Consider the following 18,554-nt stretch of genomic DNA (forward strand, 5'->3'; position numbering starts at 1 on the left):
CTCAGCGCGATGCTCGCCAGCGAGGGAGCTCCCTCTCAAGAAATACGTCAACGAGTGGCTGGTCGCTTAACCGAACGCGCTCATAGTCACCGAGGCGATAACGGATTTCGTTCCATTGATCGTGTTCTGGGCCAGCAATCGCCGAACCGCGGTATGCGTCCGGCAAAGTCATCTAGCATAAGTTTGCCAGCTAGGCGAAACCTCAGGAACTCAGTCCCAAAGAGGCTGCATGCTAGGTCTTGTATAACCCCAAACGCGTGGCACTCCATCCTCTAGAGAAAAGGGAAGGTTGTGCTTTCTTAGCGTGGAGAGTAGCCAATCCAGTGAAACCGCTCTGAGTTCGATCCACTCAATTTCTGCTACCGGATGGATGTGGTAATGCCATTCTCGCTCCCAATCTGTGCAGTAATCGCTTGGAGCTAAGGTACTGTGCAATCTGAACTCTGGCTTCATTTGCGGGGCGTTAATCATTGCGTTGATCAGCTCGGCCCATTTGGTGTTGTTCATGACGGGAAAAATGATGCCCGCAGTCAGCAGCCTGCGAATTTTCGCTTTTGTAATCTCGTCGAGTTCAGGCAGCTGATACATAAGACTCGCGCAATTGTATGAAGTGAGAACAGTCTAACCCAACACACCTTGCGTGATTAAACGGGCGCCCACCTGTGTGGCAGCAACTCAGTAATCTCACTCATCCGCTGCGTCGGCAGGCGATTGAGGACATCTTTCAAGTACGCATACGGATCATGTCCATTGAGCCTTGCCGACTGGATCAAACTCATGATCGCAGCTGCACGTTTACCGCTGCGTAAAGAGCCCGCGAACAACCAGTTCGAACGCCCAAGTGCCCAAGGCCGGATTTGGTTTTCGCACCAATTATTGTCAATTGGGACGGCCCCATCATCGAGATAGCGCGTCAGCGCTATCCAGCGTTTGAGGCTGTAATCCAAAGCCTTGGCAATGGCCGATCCCTCAGGTACAAGCTGCCTCTGGGCGATCATCCAGGTATGAAGTGCGTCGATGATTGGCGCTGCTTTCTCTCGCCGTATTCGCTGTCGATCGCCCGGTTCCAGCTCGCGGACTTCTCGCTCAACTTCGTATAAAGCTGCGATGTAGTGCAATGCCTTTTCGGCGATCTGGCTCTTGTTGGTCGCGTGCAAGTCGAAGAACTTGCGTCGTGCATGGGCCATGCAGCCGAGCTCCGTAACACCCAGTTCAAATCCTGCTTTGTAGCCAGCGAAGTCATCGCACACCAGCTTCCCGTTCCAGTGGCCGAGGAAGTTCTGGGCATGTTCGCCAGCACGGCTCTGACTGAAGTCATAAATGACGGCCGCCAAATCGGAGAACTGGCTGGTGGCATAAGCCCAGACATAAGCGCGATGAGTTTTCTTCGCGCCTGGCGTCAGCATTTGTACCGGGGTTTCGTCGGCGTGGACGACACCATGCGTCAGCACGGCTTACGAACCGCGTGCGTGAGTCGCTGCTTGAGGTAGCGCAAGTTTTAGCCGGTGAGCCGCTGCCGGCGGGGCTATAAAGGGTTAGGCAAGTTTCAGTCCAGCACTTGGCTAACGACCGTCTGCGCGTACCTCATCACCCGGCTGGACACGTTAAATAGGTCGAAAGCTGTCACTTGGTGCTTTTCGCCTAAGTCAAAAATTTCGTCCAGCTTGTGCTCCTTGCCCGTACCCGGATCTGGATACCGGCCTGCCCAGCTAACGAAGTGGCTGAGTCCCAGCAGAATTGCTTTGTCTTTTTTTGAGAGGTCAGGCAGGGACGAGGCCAAGTCATCAAGGCGATGATGCATGGTCTTCTTGCCCATCTGGGTGTAACCCTCAATCCCGTTCTCGACGATGATCATTGCCTTGAGACTGACTTCGAGGCTGTAGCCAATAAGCATCATGGCAATCGCGCAATATTGACTCTCACAGACCGCGCGGACGGACAGCGGCATCTCTGCAAAGCTTTGCCCCTTTAGAAGCACCGCTGACGCCGCCTCAGACATAGCATGCGCTTGAGTCATCCAGAGCACTGGGTTCTTCAACTGTTCGCTCAACGGCGTAACGGACGGATCGATAGGGTAGCCGGCGTATAAACTCGCGGTCTCCCATTTCATCGCACCGAGCGCGCTATGTGCAAAAGGGTCTTGAGCAAAGTTTTCTCTTCCCGGAGGGAGCAAGGTACGTTGTCTAGCCATGTTTCAGGGACGTCCTTTGAGTTTTGATTGGCGTGTTGAGACACTGGTTGGGAGGTCTTCAGCTGGCACTGACCGTTCCCAAAGAAAGCCCACGGTTGATCGACTCATCCCCAGCCGCCTGGCGGTCTCTGCCTTGCTCAAGCCATTCTCTTTACACTCCAGCACATTTTTCAGCTTGATCAGATTCACTGGTCGAGCGGCAGGCCGCTTCACTAGATCAAATCCAGCAAGATGCGCGGCGATGTCAGCATCACTGACGCGTTCTTGGAGAGCGTCCAATTCCCCGGCGGCTTTTGCGAGCAAAGTAGAGGAGGGCGTCTTGTTATGAGTCGAGAGAATTAGTGCCATGAAAGCCAAAGGGCTCATGCCAAGAGCCTCGGCAAGTTCTACAAATTTATCAATAGTGGGGCTGCTTTCGGCGTTCTCGATTTTGCTCAGGTATGTGCGCGATGCTGCATGGGCAAGGTTTTCCTGAGTGAAGCCTAGATTCCCTCGAACTGCTCGAACGACCGCTGCCAGTGCTGGCTTCAACAAGATGATGTCCTCAAAAGAGAGGATGTAGCCATGTTGCCGTGTACAGTTACACGTCATATGATGTATAAAACTGGACGACGTGCTGGCGGTGATCTCGCTTGCGCTGGCCGGCGCACCAATCAGCAGCGTGGTAGGACACGGCGGGCTCAGCATCCACAGCCCTGGGTACAGTTTGCGTACGCAGCGTGACTGCGGTTGGAGGCTCACTCAATTCCTCCAATTATTTACTAAATCGCACTGGGTACTGGGGGCCTACTGGAAGGCAGGTCGGAGTAATCGCTCGTCGTTCGTATAGTTTCATCAATTGTCGAGAATCAAGCAGATGTTCAATTGTGATTGTGCGCGAGACCGCCGGATGGCCGAGGAACACCAGAGCGCCTTACAAGGCTTGCCTCCAGAAGTCGTCCGGGCTCAGCACGTCGATTGGTCGGTCGGTGTCGACGCATTCCTATTCGGCGCCGCGAGAGTGGGGGAGCGCTATGTCGCGCTTGTCTACAGCGACCAATCGGGCGTGTCGAAAAACGGTATGACAATCGCGACACCTCCCGTGCGGTGTATCGCCGAGAAGGACGGCTTCAAGCTGGTTCGCAGTGTCGGAGGAGATCATTACGTGATCACAAGCGAGCACGATTGTTGAAGGCCCCGACTGTCTTCAGCCCGATCGGAGACGAAAAGGACAATAACCCGAACTTCGTTTTCAAACATGTACCGCTTGAACGACGCCATCACGAAGCGTTTGATGGTTATTCAGATAGCCGCGCCTGCCGAAAACCGATGCGCTTAAGGATGAAAAATGGCTGACCTCGAAAAAATAACCGTGACTATCAAGAATTATGACGTCCAAGCGCAAGGCGATCTTGATGCTCTTTACAGTCGAGTGAGACTTGAAGATGTAAATGGAGAAACATTCTATTTTAAACAGGTGGTTGTTCCGAAATACCTGAAAATTCACGGTGCGATGGCGACCGAGACTCCACGAACCTGGTATTTCAAAAGAATCTCCAAAAAGACCATTGTGGTGCTGGCTTTTGAAAACAAAAACGGAAAAGTTGAATACGATCTGGATGACATTCGATTGATCGCTAGATCGACAATATTGAAAGGCGTGGTGTTCTCGCTCGGCTCCATCCCAGCGGCCATTATTGCAGCTACGGCCACATTTGGTCTTGGGTTAGCGATCATGCCTATGGGCCTCTGGTACGGCTACAGGAACATTTTCATGCTTCCAGCGATGCTGAGTCGCAAGACACTCCTTAACGATTTTGCGCAGCACGGAATCAAAGTTCGTTAATTTCCGCGAATGTCGTTTGGATATGCGTTTCGGTTGCGGTAGTCGAGAGGCCGCTAACTTATGAAGCTGATCTCCTTGTCTCCCGTCCGACCTTCGCTTGTGTGGCGTAGCCTGGGCTTGCAATCCATGTATAAGGCTAACAGACAACTGCGCAGCACCCATTCAACTAACCAAGAGTACTTACGTGCTCCCAAGGCGTCGTGATGAGTGATATCTGGCTACGAGAACGAGAACGAAGGAAGGCGCTATGGCAGCTCGCTGAACTGGTACCAGGCGATAAAAGCGCACGAGCGATCCTGGAACGATTGGATGAGCTTGAACGACTTGATCATGAAGTTCCATTGAGCGCCTGCCATCTTGACCACGCTGAACTGGTTCGGCTGCCTAGGGAGGCTCATCCCGTAGGGTGCTGGATTATCCGGGAAGCAGATATCCCAGAACCTTGGAGATCCCGCTTCGCGGTGGCTCTGGGGCCAGCAGGTCGCGTGGAGGCAGGATTCTATTGGCATGATTGGACTGATTTTCTAGAGGCTTGGGAGCGCGACGACGCGCACGTGGAACAACATCGATTGGCACTCGATGACGAATAACAGCAATTTCCCGAATGCCCACGATGCTATTCCAGTGGGTCAGAGTGGTCTCTTGCGCGTTGAAACCAGGGAATTAGTCAGCGGGAGAGGAATGATGGAGCAGCACGTAAGAACGCTGGGCCGTGACAACATATCAGAAATCGAATCTGTTGAACGACTAGTGAAGTCAATTGGCGCAGAAGCATTTGAGGCGGACGTCCGACGTCTGTCGCATCTTCACAAGGTCGATACCGAGTCAGCTATCCAATCGATCAGCCGCCTCACCCATCCCTCCCTAATAGGGATGAGCGAGACACCCTTCCAAATTTTCCAACGGCTGTGTGACGACCTAGTGTTACGAGCGCCGTCGTTGCTTCAGCGCCCAAGTTATCGATACAGAAATAGTGATAACACAGCAGTCCCTTTTGAACTCTGGTTGAGCATCGTTCGGCATGCCCGAGAGCATTTTGACCCAGCAGGTTTGGATGCGGATTTTTTGGTCGCGAGGATGCGGGAGGGACGTTCGAACAAGGAGGCCTTCGATGCCCTTATTGCTTCGAAGCGCCCCAAATGATGGCAGACACCGACTCCAGGCGATAAGCACTCGATATTCGTCACGCCCTCATGCCATGACTACGCCTTTGAGGTTGATCAGAAAGGTTACCTCCCGCGTTGCAATGGCGTGATGACGATTCCCAGAACGCCTCCGCAGCACCTTCTTGGGATAGCTTCTGGTCGTGCCCAGAGTACAGGGCGCTGGCAAAATGAGCGTTTGGCTAGTCCACATGGGGTAATTTGCACCGATGATGGCTGTAAGTCGATTGGCAAGTGTCCAACAAAAGCGGACGCTCTCAGACAGCTCACTAGCTGGTTCTGAGTATCTCCGCAGTTCGACGCGCCATCGCAACAGGTCGATTTTCAACAGCCTCGTTTGGATGCCAAGCGCTTTAGATACCGGTCGTCTACGCTTCCGAAACAACGATAGCTGACGGTGTCATAATGATGTCATGTTGGGAGCGTCGATGCTCTTACTCACTTAATCAAAAAATGCGTGCCATCATGCCTTCGACCGACGATTTCCGATTCAACGCCCATCATCGCTTGCTAGATCTCGACGCAGCCACAAACCAACTCATGATGCTTGTCGTCTCGCGCGAGATGACAGGCAGCTGCTGGGATGAAGCTGTGTCCCGTCACGCGCAAGCTTACGCAGCCTGGGCCTCCATACTCACTGGCATTCAAACCGATCCGCTGCCTGTCCTTGATGGTCGTCCGGTAGAAGGGAACAGCTCTACGGCTAAGTAGCATCCAACGCTCGAAGATCTTCAGAAGCCTCCCTTTAACCGGGGCGAAACAGCTTTTGTTGGCAAGAATCGTCATGAGCCTTCCGTGATAGGTGGAGAGTGACCAGCGTTCGGCTACAGTGCAAGGACTGCAGGGAGTGACGTATGAGCTGTTCAATTTGTGGGGCGTCGGCTGGGGTGCTGGAACCCAACTTCCATGGTGTGATAGTTGAGCGTTGAGTGCGGTAGCTAGGTTGTAAGCGCCGACGGTCTCAAAAAGAAGGAGTTCTGGGGAAAGATAGTGACCGTCCAGGCGACAAGGCTGTGGCTCGTTAGTCAGAGGCTGGGGCACCACCATAGGCCGGTGATTACTGCCGATACCGTACGCTGGGAAAATAACTCAATCGACAGGTGCGGGAAGTCTCAAAACTTTAGGGTGCGCGAGACCATCCTATGACTACCTGCAGATAGGACATCAGCGGGTTTGTTCGCGGCGACAGCAATCGAGCCAATGCGCTCGTTGGAGCTAACTCGAAACGCGGAGCTGCTTATCGGAGTAAGCGTTACCCGAATCGCTGGCGGCAGGTCGATGCGCGTAAATGCACCATTCATGCTCACTCCCATGTCCAGCCGTTGAGGTTGGCCGGTGGCTCAAGCGGCAGTTCGTACTGCTCAACATCGATTAGCAACCATCCGCCGGCCGGCTCGTTGCTGCCGTCGACAATCGGCCCTTGCAGCACCAGACCGCTGGGCAAGATCACCTGAATGGCATTGGCTTGCATGGGGCCTTGCAGGTAGCGGTCAAATTCAAGGCGAAAACGCTGCGGGCCGACGTTGAGAACGCGCACGTTTAATTCGTAGGTGGTCAGCTTGTTTGGAGACTGCTCCAGGTATAGGGCTAACACGCCAACGGTTGCCAAGCCTTCATAGGCGCAAGACATAAGTCTGTTCCTGATCACGTTAGAACGGCTTGGCCGGATGCCAAAGCGTTATGGGATGGTAGACACAGTCCCCGTGTACGTGGTTTCCAATGTCGCAAAAAAAAGCCCCCGCTCTGGCTGAAAACTTGGGGCCGATTGGATTCACTGGTGGCTAAAAGCGGTAACAGGTCATGATCGGTCATCCGTACATTCTCCCGCTTGAAACCGACCGATGGTTATTCCAGTCACGGCACTGAATTGAACCAGCCTTTTTCTGGAGCAATCCATTGGTCACGGAGGGCGATTTATGAAATGTATGTGCTGGATTTGTTGGGAAGATGCAAAGCTTCAATACGAAGTAGGGGAGTGGCAGGTCATCGATTGCTCCGCTTGCGGGCGCTATTTCATTAGCAGGCAATTCATGCAAGAGAATGTGGGGAAGACGCTAGACGTAGAGGCTACCCGACAGCTCATAGTTGACGCGATACGCGCTGGCGTAATTCCAGCCGTCAGCGAAGGAACGGCTCGTTTCACCGTGGCACGCAAGCACCCCAAATGAGTCTAGGAGAATACGCGCCTGAAATGAAGCGGCGCTAAATCCTGAATTCGAAACGGATCGTAAGAAGGGCGACGTCGTCCGATCAACGTCGCCCAGTCGTAGCTTAGACCTTACTTAGACTCCATCGTGGCCGCTTGATTGCCGCCTTGCTCGGCAATCTTCGACAATTTGTCGTCCGTAGCCTTCTCCTCCGCAAGCGTTGCGCTGAGGAGCTTGGCAGCATCCGTCAGATTCAAATGTTTGGCCATGGCGATCAGGGTGCCATAACTGGCAATCTCGTAGTGCTCCACCTTTTGCGCGGCGCCGATAAGTCCCGCATCCAGAACGGCACCTTTCTCGATTTCCTCCAAAAGCTCTTTCGATTCTTCGACCAGTCCTTCCATCGCTACGCACTTCATGCGCTTGAGTTTTAAGCCAGTCAATTCGACGAGCTGATCAATCCGTTCAATCTGTCCTTGGGTTTCCTCCAAGTGCGCATTGAAGGCTTCAGCCAAGAGAGGATTGGTCGCCGCACGTGCCATGCGGGGGAGGGCGCGAGTGATCTGTTTCTCCGCGCTGTAAATATCGGAAAGTTCGTGGATAAACAGGTCTTCAACAGTTTTTCTAGCCATCTTATTTCTCCTCTCCACTGTATAAGTCTCGGTGTCGAGACGCGTCATTTGCATGTCCACGCATGTGGGCTGCATGAAGAAAATGACCAGTCGTTGGAATCAGGCGTTCAAATTTTGTTGGTGCTCAATGAAAACGTGCGGGCAACTCGAACCCGACAGACGGTTAAAATGTAATAAAGTATTTCTGGCTTCTATGCGGTCAACAGACTGTGTTCATTCAGAGTGTGTGTTATGAGATTTTCCCTTTTCTGCCAAGCGCTATCCAATTGGGCTGGCAGCCCGAAGACATTTTCGAGCGCAATTCTGTTGATCATCGCCTGGGCCGCGACCGGCCCATACTTCCACTACAACGATACATGGCAGCTTATCATCAATACGTCGACCACGATCATTACCTTTCTGATGGTGTTTCTGATTCAAAACACCCAGAACCGTGACAACGACATCCTGCATTTGAAGCTCGATGAGCTTATACGAGCTACCCACGATGCGCAGAATGCCACGCTGGGTTTGGAGCAAATGGGGTCGAGTGAACTCAGAAAACTTCGTGAGCAATACCGCACGTTAGGTGAATCGGGTCAGATTAAGGTTGATTCTGCACGCAGTGATGATCATCGCTAGATTATCCATCTGTAAATCTGAGATATTATTTCATACAGACCTTCACCAACCGTCCATAGAGAATGTCCATGTCCAAGCTCGCAGAATACCGCCAATTAGAAAGACATCTCGCAGAACAACTCAAGGCGCTGGAAGCGCTTAAAGGCGACGCTGATCTTAAAAAAGAAATTGAGTTCGAGACTAAGCTGCGTGATCTCCTTGCGAAATACGGTTATAGCCTGAAAGACGTAATCAACGTGCTTGACCCACGAGCTGGTCGCCGCGAACCCGCTGTCCAATCGAATCTTGGACGCCGTAAGGCACGGCAGGTCAAGACCTATAAAAATCCGCACACTGGTGAAGTGATCGAAACCAAGGGCGGCAACCATCGCGGACTTAAAGACTGGAAAGCTGAGCACGGTTCTGAAACCGTTGAGTCATGGCTGACCAAATGATTGTACGTTGAGATAAAAGAGCTCTACGGGGCTCTTTTTTCGTCGGGCGCGGAGTTGCAGCGTTGCGCGCGCTGTTAGGGCGAACGATATTGCGGCAGGGCGTCACCGACAGCGTGATCTACTGAGTGCAGTTGACCAAATATCGTGGTTGCACCGAGGGCAGTCTGCTCTTTGGGCTTCCACGATATGCTGGGAGAACCCGCAATTTACACAGCAATACAAACCCGACGCAGGCGCAGTTTCAAACTCGGCACGATGCTCTAATGGCAGGACGGACAGCCCAGGGCGCAGATCCTTCTGTTCGAAAAAATAAAGGCTGACGTCGCCGTCGGTCTCAACCAGCCCGAGCCTTACTTGTCCGAGATGTTCAACCCCTTGCTGTCGTAACTCCATCAACAATTCGTTAGATGAGATGTTCAGCGTTTCTAAAGACTTGAGCTCATAGAGACCGTCACGGATCACGGTTACCGGAAGCCCATCCATCCAAGCTTCAAATTTTTTACTCTTCGTCATTATCAGGACGGTGAGGCGGTAGAGAAGCAGGAGCGTAAGAAATACTACGGCGACCGGGAGTAGCGGAACGTCATGGTAAAAGGACACGTCTCCTGCGGCGGAGCCCAATGTTAAAATCACGACTAGCTCAAAAAGTGAAAGCTGTCTGATCCCTCGTCGACCGCTGGATTTCAAAAAAAGAAAAACTGCGAGAAAAGCGAATGTGGCCCTGAAACCTACCTCCACTAAAAACGCTAAGGGAAATTCGTCTATCAGCATCCGCTGGATATCAAAAGGCGACATCTTGTCCTCGATTTTATTCTCAAAGTAAACGACAGATCGAAACAGCCTTTGGTTTCAAAAGCTGATGTCGGAGTATCCAGCGGGTAATCGGACTTTGCGGGCGGCTACGAATGAAGCGCATTTATCAAAAGCCCGCGTCATAGCACGCCCTGCTACGTTGAGCTGGGTCGCCAGGTGACATCGGTAATGCCGTATTTTTCGGCTTGAGGTTTGGACACCATCTTCAGTGGCGGGCGACCAGGCCTGGGAATGGGCGCTACACCCGCATCGCAGCTAGCCCAATGCCATGCATCGGCGTTTTGCATTGCTTTGCTACGGATGATGAAGGATTTTGGCGCATCATGAAGCTTGTAGTTGATGACGAATAGATTGTTTTCCATGACTCACTCCGTCTGCTCTGATCTAACGGAGTCATCGGGCGCGGAAAAATTCAAAAAATCAGGGCCTTCAGCACCGGACTGGTTTCATGAGCAGTAGTGTTGCAGGCCTACAGGCTCAGCACCAACCATGGCCTGCCTGGTCTTACCATTTCGAAGCCAAGCTTAGCGTTTGCTAATCGGTTTACCGGGCTGCAAAAGCTCCGCAACTGCTGTCACCAATTCATCGAGTGACCAGGGTTTGTGCAGGTAAATGGTACGAGCTGGCACTGCGGTGCTCTCGATCAGATATCCCGAGGTAAGTATCGCAGCGATGTGAGGCCACCTGCCTTTAACCATCTCTATGAATTCAATGCCTTGGACTTGTCCGGGAACGCCGTGATCGGCGATCACCAAGGCGCATTCACCATGTGCTTCGAGCAGATAGGTCAACGCATCATCCGCCGTCGCGAACGGGACAGTCTTCGCGCCAATCTCATCCATGATATCGGTCATGAGCAACTGTAAAGTTGGGTCGTCCTCAATGACGATGACCTCACCGCGAATCGGCAGCAATCCTTCCCAGTTTACGTTCAAACAATCCTCCTCTAATCCGAGAAACCGACCGAACGGGCGGAACGGTTTGCATGAGTGTAAGCGAAAATATCGCGTGTGCCTTGAAAGCGCTTGGAGCACGCGGGATTCTCGACTCACGATATGTCCCTTGCAGATATCCTCGCAGCGTATTTGAGGAGCGTGGCGCCTCGCTTTTCTAGTCGCCCCGCAAGAGCATCGGGTTCAGAACCAATTGTGCGCTTCGGGCTATGGGTGCTGCTTAGCAATCCCTTGATCTAGATCAAACATTACGCAATTTTTCGAACCTTCACCCCGAGGTATCTATCAAAACAACCTGTACCGAGTAGGCGCATTTCGAATCATTCCGATTCGAAAGCGATTGCGACAAATCGGGTTTAGGTAGATCTCGGAGGCAGGGTGCGCCGGACATGAGTAACGCTTCGGGTTGATCGTCAATGAAGCCTTGAACACGTCGATTTCAGCGTTGGGCATTGGTATGCGCGAGCCTGAACAACCTTGTGTAGCAACCCTTCGAGAACATCAGCCTTGGGATCGTTTCGGATAGATGAATGCAGAACATGCTAGAAGCAAGGATGCACCTCAAAATGCGGAGCGCACATGAATTACATCGATCTGATTCAGTGGCCAGCGATGGCTGTAACAGTCATCTCAGCCTGGTTCATCGGCTCGCAACGAGCGTACCGCCGGATGATCGCTTTTTGGGGGTTCATCCTAAGCAATACGCTTTGGGTGGCCTGGGGACTTCATGCTAAGGCGTATGCTCTGATTATTCTTGAGTGCGTACTGTTGGGAATGAATGCCCGAGGTTTTAAAAAAAACTTCGACGGGCACCGTCATTATTGAATCTTCTGATCTTCTTTGCCCTTCGAATTTTTCCTTAGTCCACGAAGGTTCATCAGAAAAAGGCAAACCTGCAACACGATCAACGCATATGCTCCTGCGTAGGCGCCCCAGATGACCCACAACACGTTGCTCACGCTGAAGCACACAAACCCTGTCATTCGCCTTTTTGGTCGCTGCGATCCGATGAGCCACGCGGCCAGAACGGTGACGACCATCGCTGGCCACTGAATCCAATCCCAATAAGTCAAATTGTCCTCTCAATACATTCGTGAGCCGGAGTGCTGTTTGGATGCCAGGCTGATCAGTCAGGTTTCTCATCGTCGGATAGGGGTTTCGATTTGCCGAGAACGTAGCAGGGGATGGAGCTGACCATTAGGATTTGTTGTCACAGCAATAGATATTAGTGACCAACCCTCAGCGAGCTTAACGTTCACTTCATTGGTCGAAAGCGCTTCCATGATTTGCGTTGCCTCGGACATATGCATTTTGTCTTTCTCAAGCTGAGGTGCTCAACTGTTAGGCGCCCGTCCCGGATGAGGGTTCCTCTACCTAAGATCGTGACCCTGAATTGCGTGATCACCAAGCCACTGAAAACCTTTATCAGAATGGGTTGGGCATAGACAAAAATACCGAGATGTTAGGAGGACAGGCGGTGGTCGAACGCAACATAACTGCTCGTCTACACTGCTTCACCATTGACGGAGGAGGTGTCCATGCCGAGCCGAATGATGACCGTTAAAGACTTGCAGGTGAATGTCTCAATCACCGGCCAAGGCCCTCCGCTACTCCTACTCAACGGTCTGGGAGGTTTGATCAAAACCTTCGATGCTCTGCGCAACGAACTAGGCGACTACACAACGATCACGTTGGACGTACCTGGTGTCGGCAAGTCGCAGATGCCCCGCTGGCCTATGCGTTTGCCGAGTCATGCCGATCTGATCGCCGAAATGCTCAAGCAACTGGGTTTTGACCATGTTGATGTATTCGGCGTGAGTTGGGGCGGTGCCTTGGCGCAAGAGTTGGCTCTTCGTCATCCCACGATGGTACGCAGGCTTATCCTGGCGGCGACCTCTGCGGGCCCGGTGCTACTGGTAAAGCCCGCCGACATCCTGGAATTTTTTAGAGGGAACGCAGGCGGCAAACAGCCCGAACGAGATGATTCAGCCAATTCGACACAGGCGCTGCTGCGTTTCGGTGTTGTAAAGCGAATGCTAACCGTACGCCTGCGAACCTATCACCACCAGCTAACCGCTTTAGTAGGCTGGACAAGTCTGCTGCGGTTATCCCGTTTGCGCATACGCACGCTCATCCTTATCGGCGATCGTGACACCCTCGTGCAGCCATACAACGCGCATATCCTGCGACGCTCAATTCCACAAGCCGAACTGCGCGTGCTCAAGGGTGAGGGGCATTTTTTCGTAGTGACCAGTGCCAGGCGAACTGCTGTTTTGATACGCGAATTTCTTTGCCGGCAACAGAACGGTGAAGGCCCAGCGCCGGAGATCGCTAACCGCGCTGGTAAGCAACGCTTGCAGCCAGCTAAGACTGTTTAATCTTTGCCATGCTAAAACTCTTACTGCTGTATAGCGGCTACAGCCCCATGCTTCTGGCATTTACCCCACGTCCCTCGAAAACTAAGGGGATCTCCGTAAGCATCCATAATGCCGCCAATCCGTCCAAACTCTTCGGATCGCCTATGGTCAACCTGACAGGTATTAATCGTATATCAGAGGTGAGCCAATGGATAACTATCACATCAAAAAAACGGAAAAACTTTGGGAGCTCGTCAAAGAGGGCGCGCAACGCGCCTCCAAGACCGCATCCACCAAAGCAGAAATTACCGAGATAGCGAGCGAATTTCTTCAGGGCAAGACAGCCTCTCTCAAAATCCACAAAGAGGATGGCACGATCCAAGAGGAACGTACATTTCCTCGGTCAGCAGATCCTAGAAAAACCAAAGGCTGAACGGCCTAATTGCCCAAGGAGGGGCAGTGCCCATTGCACCGGACTGCAGTGGACGCGGTTGACTATAGGGCTGGAGGCATTGCGAGTGAACTTCGTCTCAAATACAGGTGCTGACCATGGTAATTGCATGTCTAGGATGGGGATCGTTGATCTGGAAACCAGGCACCTTACCGCTTGCGAGCGAGTGGTTTATGGACGGCCCCGTGTTGCCCATCGAGTTCGCGCGGGTCAGTGATAACGGAGATCTTACGACAGCCATCTGCGCAAACGCACCTGGGTGCAAAGTGCTTTGGGCGGTATTGGATCTGGACAACCTTGATGAGGCACGCGAGGCTCTTAGAATTCGGGAGGGGGTTCCTCAAGACCGGGAGGATGGCATCGGTAGTTTCGTGGTCGGTACGAACGCAGCGGGAATCATCGCTGAATGGGCGATTGCCCGACGATTGGACGCGGTAGTTTGGACAGGACTGCCACCAAGATTCGGAGGCGTTGAGGGGCTCGTCCCCGCAGCCGAGGACGCTATTGCCTATCTCGCCGGCTTAAGCGGAGAAACACTTGAGTGCGCGCGCGACTACATCAAACAAGTGCCGTCGCAGATCGATACGCCTTACCGGCGCGAGATCATTTCTAGGATAGGGTGGCAGTGAACCGCGCTGAAGCCCGGAACGATTCCCGCCATCATGCCCATTCGTGGGTCTGCGGTACCCAGGACGGGAATCCTTCTACGATGAAGAAAGTGGGAGTCGTTGCCTTCGCGGTCTTCATTCATGAGTCTGTGCAGCATCCAGTCGTGTAGGTGTCAAACTGCGGTGGGATATGCGAAGAGCAACGCCTATTTGCGCAGATTTTCAGGGATTCCGGAGCTGCGGGTGAAGCGCTTTATTTCGATGCCGGTATAAAAATTGCTCGCTTAAGCCCACCGCCAATTTGAAGACGTATATATGACGCTCTCCTTACCGATCTATGCAAGGCTGACACCTAAAGCGCTGTCCCTTTCGCTGATAGGTTTCATTCTTCTTGTTTGTTTATCGTTAATCCTTGCTACTGCTTGGCAGATTGTGCAGTCGTCCGGTGAGCGAGTAGACGCGGCCAAAATAACTGTTTCGAACATTGTACTTGCCGCTGAACAGCAGGCCCGTGACACGATGCTGCAGGCTGATAATACCTTGCGAGATCTGGCAGAGCGTGTAGCGCACGATGGAAGCGGCCCTGATCAACAGGAGCGGTTGGCAAAGCTGATGGCCCGTCAGGTGAACAACATTGAGGGCGTTCAGGGGCTGTTCATCTTCGATGCGCAAGGCAATTGGATGGCCAATTCGTTTTCCGAAGGACTGCAAAACAAAAATAACGGCGACAGAGCTTACTTTCGATATCACCGTGAGCACGATGACCAGTCCATCCACGTTGGCTCGATAGTGGAAAGTCGAACGACAGGGGATATGGTGATCCCTATAAGCCGGCGTATCGAAACAGCCGATGGAGCCTTTGCAGGGGTTGCGTTAGCCACGGTTCCGGTTTCATATTTTCAAAGCTTTTTCAAACGTATGGCCGTTGACGACGAAGGAGTAATTTTCCTAGCACTCGATAACGGCGAGCTCCTCGCGCGACGCCCGACCGTCGCAGCATTGATGACAACCAATCTTTCAAAAGGTGAAATTTTTAGCCGGCACCTACCTCAGAGCGATAGAGGTATTGCAATAATCAAGTCCATTGTAGATGGTATTGAACGCATCTACGCCTATCGTCGCTTGGCTGGGCTGCCTATCGTCGCAGCAGCCGGAGTTTCGTATGAGCATGTATTTGCGCCATGGTGGTCATATGTTTACCAATCGGTTGCACTGGTAGGCTCCATCATATTGGCATTAGCGTTTTTAGGTAGCTTGCTATATCGGCAGATCCAACAGCTGCTTATCGCAGAGCGCGAGCTCAAAGTAATCCGAAAAGAGCTAGAGGTGATAGCCCTTACAGATGGTCTCACTTCCCTAGCCAATAGAAGAAGTTTTGATTTGGTATTGGATAAAGAATGGAAGCGTGCCACGAGGAATCAGACATGCATATCCTTGATCCTTCTGGATATAGATCTGTTCAAACAATATAATGACCATTATGGCCATCAAGGCGGCGATGATTGCCTTGTGCGCGTATCGAACGTTCTTGCAGCCAGCGTCAATAGGCCAAGTGATATCGCGGCTCGCTACGGTGGGGAAGAATTTGTAATTCTACTTCCGGACACTGAACTTGCAGGTGCGGTCATGGTTGCAGAAAATATTAGAATTTCGCTTTTTAACGAAAAAGTTCAACATTCAGTGAGCCCATTAGGCGTTGTCACAATAAGCTCAGGTGTGGTCTCGACTTGCAAAACAGGGGAGGAGAATTACAAGGATTTTCTGCTCAAGGCTGACCGTTTACTTTACGCCGCGAAGTCAAAAGGACGCAATCGAGTAGAAAGTTAGAATGTTTACTGTGAGATCCACTTCCACCCCCTGTACAGCTAGACTTCTTGGCGTACTCGGGTGGCACGCCGGGTCGTTGGTCTAAAACAATTTGCTTACAAACTTGGCAAAGATGATGAGCGTGCCGACACAGAAAATTGCGCTACCGAACAGGAATGTAAGTCTGTGAGCATTTATGATTCCGACGTGAAATCCCGCATTCCTTGTAAACCTCATTTTTCACCTCTCCTCGCTGTGGATAATCAGTCCCACCCAATAGGGTGTCCTCACCGCCGTTAGACGGGTAACAGTTGCTGTCATTGCAAGTACGGTCTCGTTAATTATAATCGTGAACTGGTTTCAGGGCCGCTCTCGCTCGCTAGGTTATTAGGAATCAGCTTTCCCATCCCGAACGCATTAACTGCCATGCTCACCCTTAAACCTCGACAGGCCTGTCGGCAATCGTGTTCAAAGCCAGCGGAGGCTGCTTCCATCAAATTTTTGAAAAGGTCAGTTGTAAGCGAAGCTACTTTAACGTTTTTCATTTTGGTCATCTGAGGTTGTGGCGGCCCCGGTGTGGGGCCGCTGTACTGAGTTAGGCGTCTTTGCCTTGAACATACCCCGACCCAAGGTCGGCGCCCGTGACGGGTTCACTGAGCGGATCAGAGGCTGTGCGGGCCTTCATCGCTTCCAAGACTTCAACATCCTCGGCAGGCAGACTGACCGTCGCCAGCCCATCGCCTCCGTCGACCGCCGGCTCAGGATTTTCCACGTATTCCCAAGCACCGCCCTCGTTCCATGGGCCGCGTACGTTCGGCTCGCCCGACATGTTGAAATACTTGTTGGTGAATTCGGGCATGCCCGGAAGTTTGCCTTGCGGAAAGTTCGGCTGGATCGAATGCAGAGCTTTCTCGAAAGATTGTTGATGGGCGATTTCTCGCGTCATAAGAAAGCCTAGTGCTTCTTTAACGCCCGGATCGTCGGTGACGTTAATCAGGCGCTCGTATAGGATTTTTGCGCGCGCTTCCGCCGCAATGTTAGAACGGAAATCGGCGGTAGGCTCTGTGATTGAATCGACGTATGCCGCCGTCCAAGGCACACCCGCAGAGTTCACAAGGGGAGCACCAGCGCCGTACAGCAGACTGGTGATGTGCGAGTCGTTGCCGTTACCGTTGATGGCACGATACAGCTCACCTTCCTCTTGCACGCCCTCCGCAAGCTGACCTTTGGCGCCTCGATTGAGCATGACAATGATCGAGCCCACAATTTCGAGGTGGCTTAATTCTTCTGTCGCGATATCCATCAAAAGGTCTTTACGACCCGGATCTTCTTCCGCCAACGCTTGGGTGAAATACCGCGCCGCCGCAGCAAGTTCGCCGTTAGCGCCACCGAATTGCTCAAGGAGGAGGTTGGCCAGGCCCGGATTAGGCTCTGCCACACGAACGGTGTACTGAAGTCGCTTGTTATGTAAGAACATTTTGAATTCCTCAGACTCGGCTTTAGGCGCGCTCGCCACTGCGGGCGATAGCGCGTGCATAAGTTGTGAGGTGTAACGAACGTAGAAATTACTTTTTGGTGCTGCTATTCAAGACCAACGGTATGAGCTCAAGAGTTCAATAAGGATTTGAACCGAGTGCGCAGTTCTGATGACTGCGCAGTCAGTTTATTTTTTTGCTTCCAGATTAGGATCCTCTGAGCGAACCAGAAATGCCTCCGTGATTTGTGGTAAATGTTCAAGTAACCATTCGGCCATAGCAATCTCTTGGGGAAGGATCTGCTCGCACGCAGCTTGGGTTTCAACGTCACCCGCCGCTTGTGCGGCTGCGATCAGAACCGTGTAAGTCGCTATTTCTACATTTTCAAAGACGTAGCCAGCCATTGCCCCCTTAACTACTTCATCGCTCATCAACGAGCCGCCGGCTGCTTGTCCGAATGCCATGATCTTGCCCGTCATGTCCTTGATAGTTGAAGAGCTACCACCCAGACGCCAGAGGCACTCGTCGATCAATTTCTGTTGGCCAAGGGTTTCTTCGATGTGCTTATCGATCCGTGCTTTTAGTTCAGGGTAGTGCTCTAACCGCTTAGATTGAGCTTTGAGCATATTTTCAGCCTGTTGCTCCATCGCGTGCGCGTCGCGCAGCCAGTCGAGTAGATTTTCTTGTCGCGTAGCCATGTTCATTCGCTCCTTCATGGGTGTGTAATGCAGTGGATGGCTTTGCTGGGAGAACAGTTCAGGAATTTTAGATTATCCGGACGGAGCGACGCCTCAGTTCCCATTGGCCAGCGATTGCATACGGCAAGTGAGGTAGTGCTTTGGCTCGTATGGCTTGCAAAGGTGTTCGCCGATCTGTCCAAAAGCGTGGTAAAAAAAAGCTTAAGTCGATTTTCTCGATGGGCGGGTCAAATGGACGCCACGCAATTTATCGCGCGTCTGCTTCCGCTCTAAGCTCATCGGTCGCTGTGAAGAGAGCGGGGCGAACGCTTCCTTGATGTTGTCACATGGTGGTACCGACCTGTAGACCAAACCAGTGCATCACGTCCCACCCAAAGCCC

Annotated in this window: 22 protein-coding genes and 1 pseudogene; 11 read left to right on the plus strand and 12 right to left on the minus strand. The window is 52.3% G+C overall.

The genetic code is table 11. The annotated features are described in order from the left end of the window. Positions 1 to 210: 210 nt before the first annotated feature. From D8U71_RS15470 to D8U71_RS15485, 4 genes and pseudogenes are all read right to left on the minus strand, one after another. Positions 211 to 588 (minus strand): DUF6678 family protein, encoded by a 378-nt coding sequence (locus D8U71_RS15470; protein ID WP_130888148.1) that lies wholly within the window; start codon positions 586 to 588, stop codon positions 211 to 213. Positions 589 to 644: 56 nt separating this feature from the next. Beyond that, a pseudogene (locus D8U71_RS15475) lies at positions 645 to 1,451 on the minus strand (IS66 family transposase); the annotation flags it as partial. Between the two features lie 95 nt (positions 1,452 to 1,546). Then, on the minus strand, positions 1,547 to 2,191 hold the full coding sequence (locus tag D8U71_RS15480; RefSeq protein ID WP_130888149.1) for a hypothetical protein: 645 nt from the start codon (positions 2,189 to 2,191) through the stop codon (positions 1,547 to 1,549). Between the two features lie 3 nt (positions 2,192 to 2,194). Next, positions 2,195 to 2,932: a helix-turn-helix transcriptional regulator gene (locus D8U71_RS15485; RefSeq protein WP_241664232.1), complete on the minus strand. Its 738-nt coding sequence runs from the start codon at positions 2,930 to 2,932 to the stop codon at positions 2,195 to 2,197. Between the two features lie 148 nt (positions 2,933 to 3,080). Between D8U71_RS15485 and D8U71_RS15490 the strand changes: the two genes are divergently transcribed. The 4 genes from D8U71_RS15490 (at position 3,081) to D8U71_RS15500 (ending at position 5,159) form a co-directional block, all read left to right on the plus strand. Beyond that, positions 3,081 to 3,362, plus strand: coding sequence for a hypothetical protein (locus D8U71_RS15490; RefSeq protein ID WP_130888150.1), 282 nt, complete (start codon positions 3,081 to 3,083; stop codon positions 3,360 to 3,362). A 156-nt stretch (positions 3,363 to 3,518) separates the two neighbouring features. Beyond that, positions 3,519 to 4,016: a hypothetical protein gene (locus D8U71_RS15495; RefSeq protein WP_130888151.1), complete on the plus strand. Its 498-nt coding sequence runs from the start codon at positions 3,519 to 3,521 to the stop codon at positions 4,014 to 4,016. Positions 4,017 to 4,219: 203 nt separating this feature from the next. Further along, entirely contained in the window at positions 4,220 to 4,606 is a 387-nt protein-coding gene (locus D8U71_RS28395) for a hypothetical protein (protein WP_177434917.1), read from the plus strand. Between the two features lie 94 nt (positions 4,607 to 4,700). Beyond that, positions 4,701 to 5,159 carry a hypothetical protein gene (locus D8U71_RS15500; protein WP_130888152.1) on the plus strand — a complete coding sequence of 153 codons (459 nt, stop codon included), beginning with the start codon at positions 4,701 to 4,703 and terminating at the stop codon, positions 5,157 to 5,159. Between the two features lie 1,323 nt (positions 5,160 to 6,482). On the opposite strand, the gene D8U71_RS15510 is transcribed toward D8U71_RS15500, so the two are convergent. Together D8U71_RS15510 and D8U71_RS15515 are read right to left on the minus strand one after the other, a co-directional pair. After that, the gene (locus D8U71_RS15510; protein ID WP_125926584.1) at positions 6,483 to 6,809 is read right to left on the minus strand and encodes a hypothetical protein; all 327 of its coding nucleotides are present in this window, start codon (positions 6,807 to 6,809) and stop codon (positions 6,483 to 6,485) included. 648 nt (positions 6,810 to 7,457) lie between these two features. After that, positions 7,458 to 7,958 (minus strand): ferritin-like domain-containing protein, encoded by a 501-nt coding sequence (locus D8U71_RS15515; protein ID WP_039768421.1) that lies wholly within the window; start codon positions 7,956 to 7,958, stop codon positions 7,458 to 7,460. A gap of 231 nt (positions 7,959 to 8,189) precedes the next feature. On the opposite strand from D8U71_RS15515, the gene D8U71_RS15520 reads away from it, so the two are divergent. After that, on the plus strand, positions 8,190 to 8,579 hold the full coding sequence (locus tag D8U71_RS15520; protein ID WP_130888153.1) for a low affinity iron permease family protein: 390 nt from the start codon (positions 8,190 to 8,192) through the stop codon (positions 8,577 to 8,579). A gap of 68 nt (positions 8,580 to 8,647) precedes the next feature. Next, positions 8,648 to 9,013 carry a histone-like nucleoid-structuring protein, MvaT/MvaU family gene (locus tag D8U71_RS15525; protein WP_080923198.1) on the plus strand — a complete coding sequence of 122 codons (366 nt, stop codon included), beginning with the start codon at positions 8,648 to 8,650 and terminating at the stop codon, positions 9,011 to 9,013. A gap of 102 nt (positions 9,014 to 9,115) precedes the next feature. Here D8U71_RS15525 and D8U71_RS15530 read toward each other — a convergent pair whose 3' ends face one another. The 3 genes from D8U71_RS15530 to D8U71_RS15540 all read right to left on the minus strand — a co-directional run bounded on the left by D8U71_RS15530 (position 9,116) and on the right by D8U71_RS15540 (position 10,761). Then, positions 9,116 to 9,808, minus strand: coding sequence for a YetF domain-containing protein (locus D8U71_RS15530; protein WP_044287093.1), 693 nt, complete (start codon positions 9,806 to 9,808; stop codon positions 9,116 to 9,118). Positions 9,809 to 9,960: 152 nt separating this feature from the next. Then, a complete protein-coding gene (locus tag D8U71_RS15535; protein WP_080923199.1) occupies positions 9,961 to 10,188 on the minus strand; it encodes a DUF6555 family protein in 228 nt (75 codons plus the stop codon). A 162-nt stretch (positions 10,189 to 10,350) separates the two neighbouring features. Further along, the gene (locus D8U71_RS15540; RefSeq protein ID WP_044287094.1) at positions 10,351 to 10,761 is read right to left on the minus strand and encodes a response regulator; all 411 of its coding nucleotides are present in this window, start codon (positions 10,759 to 10,761) and stop codon (positions 10,351 to 10,353) included. 597 nt (positions 10,762 to 11,358) lie between these two features. Here D8U71_RS15540 and D8U71_RS15545 point away from each other — a divergent pair. Continuing rightward, the gene (locus D8U71_RS15545; RefSeq protein ID WP_130888154.1) at positions 11,359 to 11,604 is read left to right on the plus strand and encodes a hypothetical protein; all 246 of its coding nucleotides are present in this window, start codon (positions 11,359 to 11,361) and stop codon (positions 11,602 to 11,604) included. On the opposite strand, the gene D8U71_RS15550 is transcribed toward D8U71_RS15545, so the two are convergent. Next, the gene (locus tag D8U71_RS15550; RefSeq protein ID WP_130888155.1) at positions 11,598 to 11,852 is read right to left on the minus strand and encodes a YgjV family protein; all 255 of its coding nucleotides are present in this window, start codon (positions 11,850 to 11,852) and stop codon (positions 11,598 to 11,600) included. The two genes, D8U71_RS15545 and D8U71_RS15550, sit on opposite strands and share 7 nt — an antisense overlap. A gap of 465 nt (positions 11,853 to 12,317) precedes the next feature. Here D8U71_RS15550 and D8U71_RS15555 point away from each other — a divergent pair, with 465 nt between their 5' ends. The 4 genes from D8U71_RS15555 (at position 12,318) to D8U71_RS15570 (ending at position 16,022) form a co-directional block, all read left to right on the plus strand. Further along, entirely contained in the window at positions 12,318 to 13,157 is an 840-nt protein-coding gene (locus D8U71_RS15555) for an alpha/beta hydrolase (RefSeq protein WP_130888156.1), read from the plus strand. A gap of 187 nt (positions 13,158 to 13,344) precedes the next feature. Next, positions 13,345 to 13,569, plus strand: coding sequence for a DUF2188 domain-containing protein (locus D8U71_RS15560; protein WP_041478933.1), 225 nt, complete (start codon positions 13,345 to 13,347; stop codon positions 13,567 to 13,569). Between the two features lie 191 nt (positions 13,570 to 13,760). Next, a complete protein-coding gene (locus D8U71_RS15565; RefSeq protein ID WP_241664233.1) occupies positions 13,761 to 14,216 on the plus strand; it encodes a hypothetical protein in 456 nt (151 codons plus the stop codon). A gap of 294 nt (positions 14,217 to 14,510) precedes the next feature. Beyond that, positions 14,511 to 16,022: a diguanylate cyclase gene (locus D8U71_RS15570; protein WP_130888158.1), complete on the plus strand. Its 1,512-nt coding sequence runs from the start codon at positions 14,511 to 14,513 to the stop codon at positions 16,020 to 16,022. A gap of 574 nt (positions 16,023 to 16,596) precedes the next feature. On the opposite strand, the gene D8U71_RS15575 is transcribed toward D8U71_RS15570, so the two are convergent. Next, positions 16,597 to 17,478 carry a manganese catalase family protein gene (locus D8U71_RS15575; RefSeq protein WP_039768429.1) on the minus strand — a complete coding sequence of 294 codons (882 nt, stop codon included), beginning with the start codon at positions 17,476 to 17,478 and terminating at the stop codon, positions 16,597 to 16,599. A 186-nt stretch (positions 17,479 to 17,664) separates the two neighbouring features. Further along, positions 17,665 to 18,174 (minus strand): DUF892 family protein, encoded by a 510-nt coding sequence (locus tag D8U71_RS15580; protein ID WP_130888159.1) that lies wholly within the window; start codon positions 18,172 to 18,174, stop codon positions 17,665 to 17,667. Positions 18,175 to 18,554 lie beyond the last annotated feature (380 nt).

Source organism: Pseudomonas sp. Sample_21 (assembly GCF_004307525.1).
Taxonomy (GTDB): Bacteria; Pseudomonadota; Gammaproteobacteria; order Pseudomonadales; family Pseudomonadaceae; genus Aquipseudomonas; species Aquipseudomonas atacamensis.

Bases quoted from the DNA above. Each gene is read 5' to 3' on its own strand.
- D8U71_RS15495 (WP_130888151.1), top strand. From the start codon at position 3,519: ATGGCTGACCTCGAAAAAATAACCGTGACTATCAAGAATTATGACGTC.
- D8U71_RS15530 (WP_044287093.1), bottom strand. From the start codon at position 9,808: ATGTCGCCTTTTGATATCCAGCGGATGCTGATAGACGAATTTCCCTTA.
- D8U71_RS15545 (WP_130888154.1), top strand. From the start codon at position 11,359: ATGAATTACATCGATCTGATTCAGTGGCCAGCGATGGCTGTAACAGTC.
- D8U71_RS15525 (WP_080923198.1), top strand. From the start codon at position 8,648: ATGTCCAAGCTCGCAGAATACCGCCAATTAGAAAGACATCTCGCAGAA.
- D8U71_RS15470 (WP_130888148.1), bottom strand. From the start codon at position 588: ATGTATCAGCTGCCTGAACTCGACGAGATTACAAAAGCGAAAATTCGC.
- D8U71_RS15500 (WP_130888152.1), top strand. From the start codon at position 4,701: ATGGAGCAGCACGTAAGAACGCTGGGCCGTGACAACATATCAGAAATC.
- D8U71_RS15575 (WP_039768429.1), bottom strand. From the start codon at position 17,478: ATGTTCTTACATAACAAGCGACTTCAGTACACCGTTCGTGTGGCAGAG.
- D8U71_RS15570 (WP_130888158.1), top strand. From the start codon at position 14,511: ATGACGCTCTCCTTACCGATCTATGCAAGGCTGACACCTAAAGCGCTG.
- D8U71_RS15515 (WP_039768421.1), bottom strand. From the start codon at position 7,958: ATGGCTAGAAAAACTGTTGAAGACCTGTTTATCCACGAACTTTCCGAT.
- D8U71_RS15490 (WP_130888150.1), top strand. From the start codon at position 3,081: ATGGCCGAGGAACACCAGAGCGCCTTACAAGGCTTGCCTCCAGAAGTC.
- D8U71_RS15580 (WP_130888159.1), bottom strand. From the start codon at position 18,174: ATGGCTACGCGACAAGAAAATCTACTCGACTGGCTGCGCGACGCGCAC.
- D8U71_RS28395 (WP_177434917.1), top strand. From the start codon at position 4,220: ATGAGTGATATCTGGCTACGAGAACGAGAACGAAGGAAGGCGCTATGG.
- D8U71_RS15560 (WP_041478933.1), top strand. From the start codon at position 13,345: ATGGATAACTATCACATCAAAAAAACGGAAAAACTTTGGGAGCTCGTC.
- D8U71_RS15480 (WP_130888149.1), bottom strand. From the start codon at position 2,191: ATGGCTAGACAACGTACCTTGCTCCCTCCGGGAAGAGAAAACTTTGCT.
- D8U71_RS15535 (WP_080923199.1), bottom strand. From the start codon at position 10,188: ATGGAAAACAATCTATTCGTCATCAACTACAAGCTTCATGATGCGCCA.
- D8U71_RS15565 (WP_241664233.1), top strand. From the start codon at position 13,761: ATGGACGGCCCCGTGTTGCCCATCGAGTTCGCGCGGGTCAGTGATAAC.
- D8U71_RS15510 (WP_125926584.1), bottom strand. From the start codon at position 6,809: ATGTCTTGCGCCTATGAAGGCTTGGCAACCGTTGGCGTGTTAGCCCTA.
- D8U71_RS15520 (WP_130888153.1), top strand. From the start codon at position 8,190: ATGAGATTTTCCCTTTTCTGCCAAGCGCTATCCAATTGGGCTGGCAGC.
- D8U71_RS15555 (WP_130888156.1), top strand. From the start codon at position 12,318: ATGCCGAGCCGAATGATGACCGTTAAAGACTTGCAGGTGAATGTCTCA.